Annotated in this window: 15 protein-coding genes; 4 read left to right on the forward strand and 11 right to left on the reverse strand. The window is 73.2% G+C overall.

The window, feature by feature from the left end; translation table 11 throughout:
* Positions 1–1,065, reverse strand: coding sequence for an Lrp/AsnC family transcriptional regulator (locus ACYVPE_RS13540; protein WP_461033782.1), 1,065 nt, complete (start codon positions 1,063–1,065; stop codon positions 1–3).
* A 95-nt stretch (positions 1,066–1,160) separates the two neighbouring features.
* Between ACYVPE_RS13540 and ACYVPE_RS13545 the strand changes: the two genes are divergently transcribed.
* The gene (locus tag ACYVPE_RS13545; protein ID WP_461033783.1) at positions 1,161–2,396 is read left to right on the forward strand and encodes a metal-dependent hydrolase family protein; all 1,236 of its coding nucleotides are present in this window, start codon (positions 1,161–1,163) and stop codon (positions 2,394–2,396) included.
* A 29-nt stretch (positions 2,397–2,425) separates the two neighbouring features.
* Entirely contained in the window at positions 2,426–4,006 is a 1,581-nt protein-coding gene (locus ACYVPE_RS13550; protein WP_461033784.1) for an AbgT family transporter, read from the forward strand.
* An 8-nt stretch (positions 4,007–4,014) separates the two neighbouring features.
* Here ACYVPE_RS13550 and ACYVPE_RS13555 read toward each other — a convergent pair whose 3' ends face one another.
* Together ACYVPE_RS13555 and thpR are read right to left on the reverse strand one after the other, a co-directional pair.
* On the reverse strand, positions 4,015–4,509 hold the full coding sequence (locus ACYVPE_RS13555) for a cupin domain-containing protein (RefSeq protein WP_461033785.1): 495 nt from the start codon (positions 4,507–4,509) through the stop codon (positions 4,015–4,017).
* A 36-nt stretch (positions 4,510–4,545) separates the two neighbouring features.
* Complete coding sequence (gene thpR / locus ACYVPE_RS13560) at positions 4,546–5,142, reverse strand: RNA 2',3'-cyclic phosphodiesterase (protein WP_461033786.1); 597 nt, start codon at positions 5,140–5,142, stop codon at positions 4,546–4,548.
* 201 nt (positions 5,143–5,343) lie between these two features.
* On the opposite strand from thpR, the gene ACYVPE_RS13565 reads away from it, so the two are divergent.
* The gene (locus ACYVPE_RS13565) at positions 5,344–6,012 is read left to right on the forward strand and encodes an AAA family ATPase (protein ID WP_461033787.1); all 669 of its coding nucleotides are present in this window, start codon (positions 5,344–5,346) and stop codon (positions 6,010–6,012) included.
* Here the strand turns inward: ACYVPE_RS13565 and ACYVPE_RS13570 are convergent.
* The 8 genes from ACYVPE_RS13570 to ACYVPE_RS13605 all read right to left on the reverse strand — a co-directional run bounded on the left by ACYVPE_RS13570 (position 5,948) and on the right by ACYVPE_RS13605 (position 14,201).
* Entirely contained in the window at positions 5,948–7,174 is a 1,227-nt protein-coding gene (locus ACYVPE_RS13570; RefSeq protein WP_461033788.1) for a sialidase family protein, read from the reverse strand. The genes ACYVPE_RS13565 and ACYVPE_RS13570 overlap by 65 nt on opposite strands.
* A 60-nt stretch (positions 7,175–7,234) precedes the next feature.
* Complete coding sequence (locus tag ACYVPE_RS13575) at positions 7,235–7,996, reverse strand: HpcH/HpaI aldolase family protein (RefSeq protein ID WP_461033789.1); 762 nt, start codon at positions 7,994–7,996, stop codon at positions 7,235–7,237.
* A 67-nt stretch (positions 7,997–8,063) separates the two neighbouring features.
* Positions 8,064–9,038 carry an aldo/keto reductase gene (locus tag ACYVPE_RS13580; RefSeq protein WP_461033790.1) on the reverse strand — a complete coding sequence of 325 codons (975 nt, stop codon included), beginning with the start codon at positions 9,036–9,038 and terminating at the stop codon, positions 8,064–8,066.
* Entirely contained in the window at positions 9,035–9,889 is an 855-nt protein-coding gene (locus ACYVPE_RS13585; protein WP_461033791.1) for an ATP-binding cassette domain-containing protein, read from the reverse strand. Before ACYVPE_RS13585 ends, ACYVPE_RS13580 begins: the two co-directional genes overlap by 4 nt.
* Positions 9,886–10,770, reverse strand: a complete 885-nt coding sequence (locus tag ACYVPE_RS13590; RefSeq protein ID WP_461033792.1) for an ABC transporter ATP-binding protein — start codon at positions 10,768–10,770, stop codon at positions 9,886–9,888. The genes ACYVPE_RS13585 and ACYVPE_RS13590 overlap by 4 nt, the downstream gene beginning before the upstream one ends.
* A complete protein-coding gene (locus tag ACYVPE_RS13595; protein ID WP_461033793.1) occupies positions 10,770–11,690 on the reverse strand; it encodes an ABC transporter permease in 921 nt (306 codons plus the stop codon). The genes ACYVPE_RS13590 and ACYVPE_RS13595 overlap by 1 nt, the downstream gene beginning before the upstream one ends.
* A 3-nt stretch (positions 11,691–11,693) precedes the next feature.
* A complete protein-coding gene (locus tag ACYVPE_RS13600; RefSeq protein ID WP_461033794.1) occupies positions 11,694–12,623 on the reverse strand; it encodes an ABC transporter permease in 930 nt (309 codons plus the stop codon).
* A gap of 3 nt (positions 12,624–12,626) precedes the next feature.
* Positions 12,627–14,201: an ABC transporter substrate-binding protein gene (locus ACYVPE_RS13605; protein ID WP_461033795.1), complete on the reverse strand. Its 1,575-nt coding sequence runs from the start codon at positions 14,199–14,201 to the stop codon at positions 12,627–12,629.
* A gap of 297 nt (positions 14,202–14,498) precedes the next feature.
* Between ACYVPE_RS13605 and ACYVPE_RS13610 the strand changes: the two genes are divergently transcribed.
* The coding region (locus tag ACYVPE_RS13610) for a four-carbon acid sugar kinase family protein (protein WP_461033796.1) at positions 14,499–15,110 on the forward strand (612 nt) is incomplete at its 3' end.

The following is a 15,110-nucleotide window of genomic DNA, read 5'->3' on the forward strand; positions in this document are numbered from 1 at the left end:
TCAGTCCCACAGGTCCGTGGGCACCGCCCGCACGCTGTGACCGCGCCGATCGAGCACGCGCCCCACATGTTTGTAGGTGCGCAGCACGACGGCGCGGTCCGTGATCCGCACCCGCAGGTGGCCGAGTTCGCGGGCGAGGTGGGCTTCGAGGCCGTGCACGTCGTGCAGGGTGCGGAGCCACACGTCGAGGATCATGTTCTGCGGGCCGGCCGTCATGGTGCACAGCCGCAGTTCCGGCAGGGTGCGCAGCGCGGCGGCCGTGGCGTCGAGGTGTTCCGCCGGCACCGAGGCGAAGTAGACGGCGGACACCGGCCACCCGGTGAGCGGCCTGGCCAGGTTGCAGCGCAGCGACAGCAGGCCGTCGCGCAGCAGCCGGCCGAGGCCGCGCCTGGTGGTCGCCACGCTGCTCCCCACCACCCTGGCCAGCTCGGCGAGCGGCATCCGGCCGTCCGAGCCGAGCGCCACCCCGATCCGCCGCTCCAGCGGGCGCAGCGGCTCGTCGGGTGAGGAACCGGCCCTGGCCCGCGGCTCGGCCGGCCGCAGCCGTTCCACCTGCGCGGAGCTGAGCGCCCGCAGCCGCCACTGGCTGCCCTCGAACGGCGCCGCCGTGATCACGTGCAGCCGGGTGGTGCGGACCCCCGGCACCCGGGAGACCCGCTCCGTCACGTACTCCGCGAGCCAGTCCAGGTCCGGCGCCCAGACGATGGCCAGCAGGTCCCTGGTGCCCGAGGTCTGCTTGAGGCTCAGCACCGGCGGGTCGTTGCTCAGCGTGGTGGCCACGTCGGCGATCCGCGAGCCGTCCGCCGTGACCTCCAACTGGGCCCGCACCAGCGTGTCGTGGGCTGGCGAGAGATAGCCGTCGACCCAGGCCGCCCCCGAGTCCCGCAGCCTCGTCCAGCGCCGCGCCGCCGTGACCGGATCGATCTCCAGCACCTCGCCGACCAGCGTCCACGGGGCCCGTGGCTGGATCTGGAGCGCGTGCACGATGGCCAGATCCAGCTCGTCGAGGCCCGCGCGGGTGGCCGATCTCTGCGCCCCCGAAGGGGGGACGAATCCTGCGCTCACCGTGCCCTCCTGACCGAATCCGGCGATTTTACCGTCGAGAAATCCAGGGTACGGACGATATCCGCCGGACAGACCCCTACCGGCAAGGAGCCGCTGTGCCGACCACCCCGCTGACGATCACCGGCGCCCGGATCATCGACGGGACGGGCGTCGAGCCCGTTTCCGACGGCGAGATCCGGACAGACGGGAACGGCGACCTGACCTATGTCGGGCCGGCCGCCGGCGCCCCGGAGCCGACCCCGGGCGCCCGGGTGATCGACGTGGCAGGACGCACCGTGCTGCCCGGCTTCATCGACTGCCACGTGCACTTCGGCGTGGGCTCGATGTCCGAGCTCTCCACCCAGTTCGCCGCCGACCCGACGGTGGGCGTGCTGCGCACCGCCGAGCGGATGCGCCGCACCCTGCACGCCGGCATCACCACCGCCCGCGACCTCGGCGGCACCCCGGCCGGCTTCCGCACCGCCGTGACCGAGGGCCTGATCGAGGGCCCCCGGCTGCACACCGCCGTCCGGATCATGGGACACACCGGCGGGCACGCCGACTTCACCACCGCCTCCGGCATCGACACCAGCGGCGGCATGGGCGAGATAGCCGACACCGTCGACCAGGTGCGGATCGCGGTCCGCCGGCTGCTGCGGGACGGCGCCGACGTCATCAAGCTGTGCGCCACCGGCGGCATGGGCAGCCCGCACGACCAGCCGGAGGACGAGGGCCTCACCGAGGACGAGATCCGCGCGGTGGTCTCGGAGGTGGCCCGCCACGGCGGCCGCCCGGTGGCCGCCCACGCCCAGGGCACCGCCGGCATCCTCAACGCGATCCGCGGCGGCGTCACCAGCGTCGAGCACGGCTACGGCCTGGACGACGAGGCCTGCGACCTGGCGGGGGAGCGCGGCGTGTTCGTCGTGCCCACGCTGTCCACCGTCTTCGACGGCATCGACAAGTCGAAGATGGCGCCCTACCACTACGAGAAGAAGGTCCGCTGGTCCGGGATCACCCGGGAGAACATCGCCCGCGCCATCGATCGCGGGCTGCGGATCGCGCTCGGCACCGACGCCGGGGTCTGCCCGCACGCGCAGAACCTCCGCGAGCTGATGCACCTGGTGGCGCTCGGCATGACGCCGATGAACGCCATCCTCGCCGGTACAAGCACCGCCGCCGAACTGCTCGGCCTCGCCGACCGGATCGGCACCCTCGAGGCCGGCAAGGCCGCCGACCTCGTCGTCTGCGACGGCGACCCGCTCTCCGACATCGCCGTCCTCGCCGCACCGGACAACGTCCGGTACGTCGTCCAGCAGGGCGTCGTCCGCAAGGCTCCCAAGACCGCGAGCTGACGCCAGGCCCGTTCGAAAGGTACCCCGTCATGCAGGACACCCTCGCCCCGGCCGCGCCGGGATCCGGCCCAGGATCCGGCTCCGGAGGCCGACTCCTGGACCGCGTGCTCGGCGGCATCGAGCGCGCCGGCAACCGGCTGCCGCACCCCTTCTACCTGTTCGCCATCCTCTTCGTGGTGCTGGCCGTGGTCTCCACGGCGCTGGCGGCGTTCGACGCCCGCGTCACCGTGCCGGGCAGCGAGGAGGAGCTCCAGGTCAAGGGGCTGCTGACGGGCGAGGGCCTGCGGTGGCTGCTGGAGAACCTGATCCCCAACTTCACCGGCTTCCCGTCGCTCGGCACCGTGCTGCTGATGATGATGGCGGTGGGCATCGCCGAGAAGACCGGGCTGCTCGAGACGGTGGTGCGGGCCACCATCGCCCGGGCGCCGGCCCGGGTGCTGCCCTACGTGATGGCGTTCGTCGCCTGCCAGGGCCACGTGATGAGCGACATCGCCGTCCTGGTGATCCCGCCGCTGGCCGCGCTGGCCTTCCGCAGCGCCGGCCGCAACCCGATGGCCGGGCTCATCGGCGCCTTCGCCTGCGTCTGCGCCGGCTACGCGGCCGGCTTCATCATCGGCTCGCTCGACGCGCTCTACACCGGCATCACCCAGACCGCCGTCACCGTGCTGCCGAACGGGGCCGAGGCGCCCACCCACATCCTGGTCAACTACTTCTTCACCGCGGCGGCCAGCGCGGTGCTGGCGCTGATGGGCGGCTTCCTGACCGCCCGGGTGCTGGAGCCCAGGCTGCCCCAGCCCGAGCTCGACCCGAGCGGCGAACTCGGCGCTGACGGCGTCACCACCGAGGTCACCGCGGTCGAGAAGCGCGGGATGCGCAACGCGGGGCTCGCCTTCCTCGGCTACGCCGCCGTGGTCGTCACCGGCTGGCTGCTGCCGGACTCACCGCTGCGCGGCGAGGGCGGCGCGCTGGTGCCGTCCCCGGTGCTCAGCGGCGTCGTCCCGCTGCTGTTCGTCGCCTTCCTGCTGGCCGGCGTCGTCTACGGGGTGACCGTCCGCACCCTCAGCAAGGCGGACGACGTGCCGCGGCTGATGGCCGACTCGGTCACCAACATGTCCGGCTACATCGTGCTGATCTTCGCGATCTCCCAGGTGATCGCCGTCTTCAACTGGTCGGGCGTCGGCACCCTGCTGGCGGTGAAGTGCGCCTCGCTGCTCGAGTCCGCCGGCCTCACCGGCTTCCTCGGCATCGCGCTGTTCGTGCTGCTGGTGTGCGTGCTCAACCTCTTCATCACCTCGGGCTCGGCGCTCTGGTCGCTGATGGCGCCGGTGTTCGTGCCCACCTTCATGCTGCTCGGGATGGAACCCGCGTTCACCCAGGCCGCGTTCCGCATCGGCGACTCGGCCACCCAGATGATCACGCCGATGAACCCGTACCTGTTCCTGGTACTCGCGCTGCTGCGCCGCTACGAACCCAGCGCCCAACTCGGCACGCTGCTCTCCCGGTTGGCGATCTTCGTGGTGCCGTTCCTGATCGCCTGGCTCGCGGTGCTCGGCATCTTCTACGGCTTCGACCTGCCGCTCGGCCCGGGGGCATCCATCCATTCCGAATAAGGCACCGCTCAGGCGGGTTCGGGGAGTTCGGCACCGCACCTGGCGCAGAACCGGGCGTCGGACTCGCCGGCCAGCCGGCCGCACTCGGCGCAGACCCGGTGCAGCCGGCAGGCCGGCTCCCCGCCCGCCGGCTCGGCCCTGGCGGTGCGGATGGTCGCGCCCGGCCGGCGGCCGTGCACCGTGACGTAGACCAGGCCGTCGGGGCCGGCGGCCAACGCCCGGCCGGTGCCGCGCGGAAGCCAGGCGAGGCTGCCGGGCGACAGCGGCCGCGGCTCCCCGCCGACCCGCAGCTGCCCGCCGCCCTCGGTCACATAGAGCAGCACGTCGAGCTCCGGCTCGACGTGCTCGCCCACTCCGGTGTCCGGCCGCAACCGGACGACGTTGGCATCCAGTTGGCGGCCCGACTCGGCGAGCCGCCACAGGATGTTGCCCGGCTCCTCAGGGGCGCCGCGCAGCAGGTCGGTCATCTCGGTGAGCACCCGGGGTGCGGGGTCGGTGGCCACGTTCTTCCTCTCCGGGCGGGTTCCTCGACGTTACCCCTACCCGGCCTCGCCGTTCTGGACGGCCTGCCGCAACGGGTAGTCGGCCAGCGGCTCGTAGCGCGGCCGCTCGCCGGGGACGCCCTCGGCCGGGAGGTGGCTGCGCAGCAGGGTGAACCCGGTGACCGCCCAGGGGCCGCCGGCGACGTCGGTGAGGGCGGAGGCGTAGGGCGCCAGATCCACCCGGTCCCGGCCGCGGGCGAGCGTCAGATGCGGGTGGTAGGGGCGGCGGTCGTCGAGCGCGATCCCCGAGTGACGCCCGGCGGCCGTGGTCGCCGCCGCGAGACCGCGCAGGGCGCCCACCTCGCCGGCCACCCCCGCCCACAGCACCCGCTGCGCGAACCGCCCGCCGCCGGTCAGCGAAAGCCGGTGCCGGTCGTGCCGACCGGCCACCCGGCCGAGCCGCTCGCGCAGTTCCGGCACCCGCTCGGGCGGCACGTCGCCGAAGAACGCCAACACCAGGTGCCAGCCGCCCGGATCGGTCCAGCGCAGCCGCCCGGCGCCCGGTAGCTGGTGCAACTCCCTTACGGCCGTGGCGAGTTCGTCAAGCACCGGCTCGGGCGGCAACACCGCGGCGAACAGTCTCATCCCCGTCATGCCGGCAGTGTCCCGCGTCACCTCGGGGCGGCACACGCCCCCACGCGGGAGCGGCTGGCCCCGGGTTGATCGGTGTCCGAAATCTGGCGGGGGCCTTCGACTGTCGGCGTCGGCGGATAACATCGGGGGCACGGACCGTTAAAGGAACTGCAAAGAGGTTCCTCGGTTCGGAGGGCCTCACGAGGGCGGGGAGTGATCGCCATGCTCCGACAGGACGCGAGTGGTCTGGCCAGCGGGCCGGCGAACGGCGCCGCCGTGCTCGATCTGCGCGGGCCGGAGGCCGGTTCCCGGGCTCCGCTGCCGCCGTGGGAGCCGGGAGCCAGAGTCGTGGTGTCCGGGCTGCCCGGCAGCGGCAAGTCCACCCTGATGGGCCGGGTCGCGGCGGCGGCCGGCGGCGGGCTCGTGCTCGTCGACTCCCAGGAGAAGCGGGAGCGTTGGGAGGCGCGGCTGCCCCGCTGGCTGCCCTACGCCGTCTACCGACCCGCCGTCAGGACCGCCCACTACGCCCGGTTATGGCGTGCGCTGCGCTCGCCGGCCGGCGTCCTGGTGCACGACTGCGGGCGGAACGCGTTCGTGCGCCGCTGGCTCGGCAGGGACGCCGTCCGCCGACGGCGCGGCTTCCACCTGCTGCTGCTCGACGTGGAGCCGGAGGCCGCGCTCGCCGGCCAGCTGGCGCGCGGCCGGGCGGTCTCCCGCCCGGCCTTCGGCCGGCACCGGCGGGCGGTGGCCCGGCTGATAGCCGAGGTCGAGGCGGGCGTGCTGCCGCCCGGCTGCGCCTCGGCCACCCTGCTCGACCGGGCGGCGGTCAGCCGGCTCGTGCCGCGCTGGTCGGCCCGGCTGCCCAGTCCGGCGTCACCCGAACGTAGGTGATGGTCTGCCGCCAGTAGGTGAACGCGATGTGCAGCGCGCCGTCCGGCGTCTGCGCGATCGTCGGGTAGGACAGCTCCCGGTTGAGCCGGTCCCGGGAGTTGTTCGTCAGGCAGTGGCCGTCGCCGGTCGCCACGTCCCGGCGTAGCGGCCAGCTCAGCCCGCCGTCCGCCGAGATCGCCAGCGTCAGCGGCGCCCGGGGCGCGCCCCAGAAGGCCCGGCCGGCCGGCTCGGCCGCCGGCGGGCGGGCCTCCCCGGCCTGGCCCGCCTCGTCGATCTCGTCGTACAGCGACACCCGGCGGGCCGAGGCGTCGGCCCGGCTGCTGTGGTTGTACACCAGCGCGAGCCGGCCGTCGGCCAGCACCAGGCACTGCAACGAGGAGTTGTTGTTGGGCAGCTCGGTCGGCTCGGGTGCCGTCCAGTTCTCCCCGCCGTCCCGGGAGACGGAGCGGTGCACCCGGTCCGCCCACCGGCTGCGGAACAGCGCGACCAGCGTGCCGTCCGCCAGCGGCTGGATGTTCATGTGCACCTGCCCGGTGCTCTCCGGCACCGGCCGCTCCCGCCAGCTGTGCCCCGCGTCGTCGCTGATCAGCACGGAGCTGGTGTCCTGCTCGCCGGTCCACCTGGCGCCTGGCACCGGCACGCAGCGGAAGATCGGCAGCAGCCAGCGCCCCGATTCGAGGACCACCGGTGGCTGGCGGACGAACACCCCGCCCTCGGGTCCCGCGGGGAACAGGGTGCGCGGCGCGTCCCAGCTCCGGCCGCCGTCCGCCGAGACCCGCAGCCTGACCTCGGCGGTGTCCTGGTCACCTGCCCGCTGGGCGGTGTGGAGCAGCCACAGCTCGCCGGCGGGCGTCGGGAACAGCAGCGGGTTCTGCTCCGAGCGGTGCTGGTCGTCGGAGAGCCGGACCGGTGGTTCCCAGGCGGTGCCGCCCGGCGCGAGCCGGGAGAACCAGATCGAGATGTCCGGCACGCCCTCCTGGGTGCCGCCGAACCAGACGCAGCCCAGGGCGCCGTCCGGCAGCACCGTCAGGCTGGCGGCGTGGTTCTGCACGGCGGGCGCCGGCAGGAACGCCTGGACCACGCCGGGGTCGGCGGCACGCGGCCGCAGCACCCCGTCGGGGTGTTCTGGCGGCGCCTCGCCCCACGCTGGCGTCTCGCTCATGGCTCTCCTCAACTCCGTTCCCTGGACCCGCTGTCGTCCCGATGTGCGATTGCCGTGCGGTCAGGACCTGGCGGTCCTCAGGTGGTCGCGGGCGACCTGCTCCAGGTGGATCAGCTCGGACGAGACGGTGGCGAAGGTGTAGCCCTCGGCCAGCCGCCTGGCGGCCGAGGCGCCGTCCGAGGTGTGGATGCCGGCGGCGATCCCGGCGGCCGCCGCGGCCTCCCTCACCCGGACCAGCGCGGCCTCGAACTCCGTATCGAGCGCCGGGTCGGTCGACGTCGCGCCGCCCAGCGCGATCCGCAGGTCGGAGGGGCCGACGTAGACGCCGTCCAGGCCGGGGGTGGCGCAGATGTCGGTCAGGTTGGCGAGGCCGTCCGCCGTCTCGATCATCGCCAGCACCACCGTCTCCTCGTGGGCCACGGACGGCTTGGGGCCGATCCGCAGCTGGGCGCGCATCGGCCCGTAGGAGCGCCGGCCGACCGGCGGGTAACGGCAGGCGGAGACGGCCGCCGCGGCCTGCTCCGCGGTGTCGATCAGCGGCACGATCACGCCCGTGGCGCCGGCGTCCAGCGCCCGGCCGATGGGCGCCGGGTCGTTGGCGACCACCCGGACCATGCCGACCGAGGCGCCGCCGGCGTCGATGGCGGTCAGCGACTGGAGCATCTCCTGGTAGCCGAAGAGCCCGTGCTGGGCGTCCAGGCAGACGTAGTCGTAGCCGAGCCTGGCGAGCCGTTCGTTGATCACGGGGGAGCCGACGATCGACCAGTAGCCGACGAGCTTCTCGCGGGAGCGCAGTGCGGCGGCGAAACGGGCGGAATCCATACCGGGGTTGGCCTCACTCTCGGGGTGGGGATGGGGGTGGTGGGGGATGGTCGTGGGTTCGGCGGTGTCAGCGGTTGTAGGCGGGCATCGGGCCGCGCAGCTCGGCGCCCACCTCGTCGCAGGCGTCCCGCACGTCGGCCGGCAGCGGGCCGGCCTGCGCGGCGGCGATGTTGGCCTTCAGGTGTTCGATCCTGGAGCCGCCGAGCAGCGTCGCGGTCACGCCGTCGCGGCCGAGCAGCCAGCGGACCGAGAGCTCGGCGAGCCCGACGCCGGCCTGCTCCGCGATGTCGGCCAGCCGCTCCACGGCCTCGAAGAGCCGCGGGTTCCAGTAGCGCTGCCGGTACATCGGGGCCAGCCTGGAGTCGCCGAAGCGGCCCGACTCCGGCGCGCTCCCGAAGTGGTGGCGGCCGGTCAGCAGCCCGCCGGCCAGCGGGTTGTAGACCATGGTGGCGAGCCCCGTGGTGGCCGCGAACTCCAGGTACTCCTCCTCGACCCGGCGGGCCAGCAGGTTGTAGAGCTGCTGGGCGATCACCGGGCGCGGCGCGCCCACCTGGTCGGCGACCCGGCCGACCTCGGCGATCCCCCAGGCCGCGTAGTTGGAGACGCCGAGCGCCCTGATCCTGCCCTCGGCGACGAACTCGGCGACCGTGCCGAGCGTCTCGGCCAGCGGCACGCTCCGGTCCGGCTGGTGCAGGTAGAAGAGGTCGACATGGTCGGTCCGCAGCCGCCGCAGGCTGCCCTCGAGCGCGGCCCGCATGCCGGCCGGCGACAGCGGGCTGTGCTCGCCGATGTCCGGGTGCGGCATGCCGGCCTTGGTGGCGAGCTGGATCCGCTCGCGGCGGGCCGGCGTCAGCAGGTCGGCCAACATGGTCTCGGTGTCACCGCCGGCGTACGCGTTGGCGGTGTCGACCGCGGTGATCCCGGAGTCCAGGGCCAGGTCGAGCATCGCCTCGGCGCCCGCCCGGTCGACGGTGTCCCCGAAGGTCATGGTGCCGAGCACCAACGGCGACAGCGGGACGGGGATGTCCGGGAGCAGGGTCACGCGGCTTCTCCTTTCGACGGCCCGCGGTCACGGGCGCTGACTGTGCTGACCAGGGAGCGGGGCTTGCGGCCCCGCATGGCCGCCGGATCCAGGGCGGCGCGCCGCAGCGCCCTGGTGTAGGGGTCGGCGGGGGCGGCGAGCACCCGCTCGGTCGGTCCCGACTCCACGAGGCGGCCGTCCCGCATCACGATGATCTCCGAGCTGATCTCGCGGACCACGCCCAGGTTGTGGGAGATCACGATGAAGGTCAGGTCCGACTCCTCGCGCAGTTCGCGCAACAGCCGCAGCACCTGCGCCTGTACCGAGACGTCGAGCGCCGAGGTCGCCTCGTCGCAGATCAACAGCTCGGGGCTGCTCGCCAGGGCGCGGGCGATGCCGATCCGCTGCCGCTGGCCGCCGGAGAACTCGGCCGGCCTGCGGTGCAGCGCGCTGGTCGGGAGGCCGACCCGGTCGAGCAGTTCGGCCGCGCGTTTCGCGCGCTCCGCCTTGTCGCGGACGCCCGCCACGCGCAGCGGCTCGGCGACGATCTCCTGCGCGGTGGAGTGCGGGTCGAGGGAGCCGTACGGGTCCTGGAAGACCATCTGCACCCGGTGCCGCAGTGGGCGCAGCCGGCGCTCCGAGAGCGGCGCCAGGTCGACGCCGTCCAGCTCGATCCGGCCGGCGGTGGGCTTCAGCAGCCGCACCAGGCTGCGCGCCACGGTCGACTTGCCGCAGCCCGACTCGCCGACGATGGCCAGCGAGCCGCCCCGCTCGACGGTGAAGCTGAGGTCGTCCACGGCTCGGTGGACGCCACCCGGGATCGGGTAGTCGACCCGCAGGTCGGTCACGGACAGGAAGGGGGTGGCGCTCATCGTCCGGCCTCCTCGGTGACGGTGTCGGTCGCGGTGTCGGTGGGGGAGCTCTCGTCCCAGGGCCCGAGGTCGGGCACGGCGGCGAGCAGCTTCCTGGTGTACTCCTCGGTCGGCGCGTCGACGACCTGCTCGACCGGGCCCGACTCGACGAAGCGGCCGTCGCGCATCACATGGATGCGGTCCGAGACCAGCCGCGCCACACCCAGGTCGTGGGTGATCATCAGGATGCCGATGCCGGTGCGCTCCTGGAGTTCGAGCAGCAGGTCGAGGATGCCGGCCTGCACGGTGACGTCGAGCGCCGAGGTGGGCTCGTCGGCCACCAGCAGCACGGGCTCGGCCGCCAGCGCGATGGCGATCAGCACCCGCTGGAGCATGCCGCCGGAGAGCTGGTGCGGGTAGGAGTCCCAGCGGCTCTCCGGCTTGGTGATCCGCACCCGCTCCAGCAGCTCGACGCCGCGGGCGCGGGCCTCGGCCTTGGAGAGCTCCGGGTGGCGCAGCCTGATGGCCTCGCCGAGCTGCCGCCCGACGGTGTGCACGGGGCTGAGCGCCGTCATCGGGTCCTGCGGGATGAGCGAGACCTTGCGGCCGAGGATCTTCGGCATGGCGCTCGGGTTGGCGACGGTGTCGACGCCGGAGATGCGGGCGGTGCCGGAGATCACGGCGAGGCCGTCGGGCAGCAGGCGCAGGATGCCCATCGCCGTGGTCGACTTGCCGGAGCCCGACTCGCCGATGATGGTGACGGTCTCGCCGCTGTCGATGGCGAAGCTGACGCCGTCCACCGCCCGGACCACGCCGTGCTCGGTGATCAGCTCGATCTGCAGGTCGCGCACGTCGAGCAGTGGCTCGTCCCGGCTCGCCTGCGGGGTGTCGATGGTGGCCATCAGTTGCCCTCCGTCGCGGTCCTGCGCACCCGGCTACGGTCGCGCAGCCCGTCGCCGATGAGGTTGACGCCGACGACCAGCAGCACGATCACCAGGCCAGGCAGGGTGACCAGCCACCAGGACGTCGTGATGTAGTCCTGGCCGTCGGAGATGATCCGTCCCCAGGTGGCGAACGGCCGCTGGGGGCCGGCGCCCAGGTAGCTGAGCGCGCTCTCCAGCAGCACCGCCTGGGCGAGCAGAAGGAGGACGACGAGGGTGGCCTGGCGGATGATGTTGGGCAGGATGTGCCGGACCAGGATCTGGATCCGGTGCAGTCCCAGCATCCGGGCCGCCGCCACGTACGGCTTCTCGCGTTCCACCAGCACCAGGGAGCGGGTCAGCCTGGCCACCTCGGGCCACTGGGCCACCGCGATCACGCTGGTGATCACCGGCACCGAGGGGTCGAACAGGGCGACGACGAGCAGCAGCATCATCAGCAGCGGCAGCGACATCTGCGCCTCGAGCAACCGGGAGACCACCGAGTCGACCCAGCCGCCGAAGTAGCCGGCGGCGGCGCCGGCGACGATGCCGATGACGCCGGAGACCACCACGGCGAGTACGCCGATGGTCAGCGAGACCTGGCCGCCGTGCAGGATCCGGGAGAGCACGTCGCGGCCGAGCTGGTCGGTGCCGAACAGGTGCCCCTCGGTGAGCGGCGCGAGGCGACGCTTGCCGAGGTCCTGGTCGTTGGGCCCGGCCAGCGGCAGCAGCCGGGCCAAGGCGATCGGCACCACCACGAGCAGCGTGCAGACCGTGCCGATCCAGAGCTTGAGCCTGGCGGCCCGGGCACGTCGGGTGGCGGTGGCGGCGGCCAGCTGCCCGGCGGTGACGGCGCTCGGCCGGGGGGCGGGGGTAGCGGTTTTGTCCAGGGCGGTGCTCATGGCTCAGGCCGCCTTTCCGAGGCGCACCCGCGGGTCGAGCAGCGGGTAGGCCAGGTCGATGAGGAGTTGGACCAGGATCGCGAGGGCGGCGGTGACCAGCACCGTGGCCTGGATCAGCGGGTAGTCGCGGGTCTCCAGGGCCCGCACCACCAGGGAGCCCACGCCGGGCCAACCGAAGACGACCTCGACCACGACCACGCCGTTGAGCAGCGCGGCGAACCGGGTGCCGAGCGCGGTCAGCACCGGGATGGCCGAGTTGCGCAGCCCGTAACGCCAGGTCAGGGCGCGCTCCGAGACGCCGCGGGAGCGGGCCACGGTGATGTAGGGGGAGGCGAGCGCGCCGGCCATCTCGCGCCGTACCAGGCGGGAGATCAGCGCCATCTGGAGGATGGCCACGGTGACGGTCGGCAGCACCAGACCACCCCAGGTGGTGAAGCCCGAGGAGGGGAGCACCGGGATCAGCACGGCGAACGCGGTCAGCAGCATCACGCCGCTCCAGAAGTCCGGCATGGACTGTCCGGCGATGGTGACGATGTTGGCGCCGATCTCGCGGTTGGTGTCGGCGCGCCTGGCCATCCAGACGCCGAGCGGCACGGCGACCACGGTGGTCAGCGCGATCGCGGAGATGGCCAGCGTGGTGGTGTACGGCAGCCGGTCCATGACCACGTCGAACGCGGGGGCGTGGAAGGAGTAGCTGGTGCCGAGGTCGCCGGTGAACAGGTCGCGCAGGAAGATCAGGTACTGCGAGAACACCGAGTCGTCGAGGCCGAACTGCTCGCGGATCCTGGCCAGGTCCTCGGTGGTGGCGTTGGGGCCCGCGTAGGAGGTGGCCGGGTCGCCGGGGGCGAGGCGGACCAGGACGAAGACGGTGGAGACGGTGAGGAAGATGGTCAGCAGGCTCTGACCGAGCCGGCGCGCGAGATAACGGGCCATGGCTCAGCCCTCCAGCGCCACGGAGGCGAGGTCGTAGGAGTTGATGGGCTTGAGCACCGGGTCGGTCATCCGGGTGCGGTGGGCGAGCACCGCGTCGGGCACGAAGGCCCACAGACAGGGCCACAGGTCCCAGATCCGCTGCTGCACGTCGGCCAGCAGCAGGTTGCGGGCGTCCCGGTCGGGCTCGGCGGTGGCGTCGGCTATCAGCCCGGCGACCTCGGGGTAGACGAAGCCCTGGTAGGTGTCCCTGGTCGCCTCGCGCTCCGGGGTGCCGGCGTACATGCCCTGGAGGCTGGTGAGCGCGAGCCCCGTCGGGTTGCCGAAGCCGTTGCCCAGCACGTCCCAGTCGCCGCGCCTGCCCTGCCGCCACTGGAGGATGTCGCCGCCGGGCTCGAACTGCTGGAGCGTGGAACGGACCCCGACGTCGCTCAGCATCTCCTGGACGGCCTCCATGATGAAGGTGTCGGCGGCGAACTCGCCGGTCTCCCAGATGATCTTGACCTCCAGGTCGCGCACCCCGAGCGCGTCGAGGCGCTGCCGCGCCTGCCGCGGGTCGTAGGTGAAGGCGCCGGTGCGGGCCGCGCCCTCCAGCGCGACCGGCACCACGCCCTCGGCCTGCTGGGCGGAGCCGGTGAGCACGTTGTCGATCAGGGCGCGGCCGTCGATCGCGTAGGTCAGCGCCTGTCGCACGGCCGGGTCGGCCAGCGGATGGCCGCGCGGTTTGCGGAAGTTGAAGAACAGCTGGTTGATCCGGGTGCCGGGGGAGCGCTGGATCCGCACGCCCCGCATCCCGTCGAGCTGGTCGGCCGAGTCGGGGCTGATCGAGTCGATCACGTCGATCTCGCCGCTGCGCAGACCGACCACCCGGCTCGACTCCTCGGGGACGAACCGCACCCGGACGTTCCGCAGCGAGGGCGCGGGCCCCCAGTAGCGGTCGTTGCGGGCCAGCTCGTACTCGCCGGTGCCACCGTTGGCGCGGGTGACGACATAGGGGCCCGAGCCGACTCCGCCGCTGAGCTCGACGGGCTCGTTGGCGGCGGCCGGGGTGATGTGGATGTTGGCCATCAGGTAGTCGAGGACCGCCACAGGACGTGAGGTGTGCAGCCGGAAGGTGCGGTCGTCGACCGCCTCCACGGTGGGCATCTCGGGGAAGAGGCCGACGATGAAGGAGCCGTTGACCTCGCCGTAGTAGCGGAGGGCGGTGGCCACGTCCTCGACGGTCACCGGGGTGCCGTCGGAGTAGTGGATGCCGTCGCGCAGCCTGACCGTCCAGCTGCCCGACGCCTCGTCGAGCTCGAAGCTGTCCGCGAGCACCAGCTGGGGCTTGAGGTCCTGGTCGATGCTGGTCAGCGCCTGGCGTACGGCGCGCTGCACGGTGACGGCGGCCTCGAACTGGTTCAGCTTGTTGTCCAGGCTGATGAGCGAGCGGTTGAGGCCCAGGCTGATGGTGCCGGGTCCCGCGGCCCCGGTCGGCCCGGCGCAGGCGGTCAACTGGCTCAGGGCGAGCCCGGCTCCCAGGCCCGCACCCACGGTGAGAAAGGTGCGGCGGCCGAGGATCGGAGGGGTGAAACGGGTCATCGTTGACCTCTTGACGCTTGAAGGAGAGACCGGCGGGTTCGGGTCCCTTGTTCGAGGGGTTCGACTCAGTGGCCCCGACAGGGCGGCCTCACATGCGCCTCTTCGCACGGGTGGCCGGGCTGTCGTGTCGGCCACAGTCGCATGAGTGCGCGTTGTGCGCAAGACCCCTCGCGTAAATCACGCGCCGTATGTCATCATCAAGCGCAGCACGCCGGCCCACGTCGTCCGCGGAGGCACGTCGGCCGGCGCGCCGCATCCCGATCTCACCAGCGCGATCCCCGCGCATGAGGAGGCCACGTGCCACCCGCACCCAGCCGGCGACTGCTCGCCATCGCGGACGATCTGTCCGGGGCGGCCGAGACCGCTGCCGGACTGCTTTCGCGCACAACACGCAGCCGGGTGCTTCTCGTTGACCCGATGACGCTCCGTCAGGATCTGGCCGAACCTGCCCGCCTGCCGGGCGAGGCCACCGTGCTCGACCTCGACTCCCGCTACCTGGCACCCGCCCCGGCGGCCGGCCGGGTCCGCACCGCGCTGGCCGCCACCACCCCGGGCACCCCGGTGCTCGTCAAGATCGACTCGCTGCTGCGCGGCAACACCGCCGCCACCGCGACCGCCCTGGCCGAGGACGGCGCCCCGGTGGTGGTCGCCACCGCGCTGCCGGCCGCCGGCCGCACCGTCCGCGCCGGGGTCGTCCACCTCGGCGACACCCCCCTGCACCTGACCGACGCCTGGCGGGCCGAACCCGTCGCGCCGCCCCGCTCACTCGCCGAGTCCTTCGCGCCGCTGCCCGTCGAACTCGTCGACCTGGCCACGGTGCGCGCCCCGCGCGCCCGCCTGGCCGCGGCGCTCGCCACCGCCGCCGCAGCCGGCCGGCTCGCGGTCTGCGACGCCGAGACCGACGCCGAC

It is taken from the genome of Streptomyces mayteni (assembly GCF_054783955.1).

Excerpts from the sequence above, each read along its gene's own strand:
- ACYVPE_RS13550 (WP_461033784.1), top strand. The coding sequence starts at position 2,426 with ATGCAGGACACCCTCGCCCCGGCCGCGCCGGGATCCGGCCCAGGATCC.
- thpR (WP_461033786.1), bottom strand. The coding sequence starts at position 5,142 with ATGACGGGGATGAGACTGTTCGCCGCGGTGTTGCCGCCCGAGCCGGTG.
- ACYVPE_RS13565 (WP_461033787.1), top strand. The coding sequence starts at position 5,344 with ATGCTCCGACAGGACGCGAGTGGTCTGGCCAGCGGGCCGGCGAACGGC.
- ACYVPE_RS13570 (WP_461033788.1), bottom strand. The coding sequence starts at position 7,174 with ATGAGCGAGACGCCAGCGTGGGGCGAGGCGCCGCCAGAACACCCCGAC.
- ACYVPE_RS13575 (WP_461033789.1), bottom strand. The coding sequence starts at position 7,996 with ATGGATTCCGCCCGTTTCGCCGCCGCACTGCGCTCCCGCGAGAAGCTC.
- ACYVPE_RS13585 (WP_461033791.1), bottom strand. The coding sequence starts at position 9,889 with ATGAGCGCCACCCCCTTCCTGTCCGTGACCGACCTGCGGGTCGACTAC.
- ACYVPE_RS13590 (WP_461033792.1), bottom strand. The coding sequence starts at position 10,770 with ATGGCCACCATCGACACCCCGCAGGCGAGCCGGGACGAGCCACTGCTC.
- ACYVPE_RS13595 (WP_461033793.1), bottom strand. The coding sequence starts at position 11,690 with ATGAGCACCGCCCTGGACAAAACCGCTACCCCCGCCCCCCGGCCGAGC.
- ACYVPE_RS13600 (WP_461033794.1), bottom strand. The coding sequence starts at position 12,623 with ATGGCCCGTTATCTCGCGCGCCGGCTCGGTCAGAGCCTGCTGACCATC.
- ACYVPE_RS13605 (WP_461033795.1), bottom strand. The coding sequence starts at position 14,201 with ATGACCCGTTTCACCCCTCCGATCCTCGGCCGCCGCACCTTTCTCACC.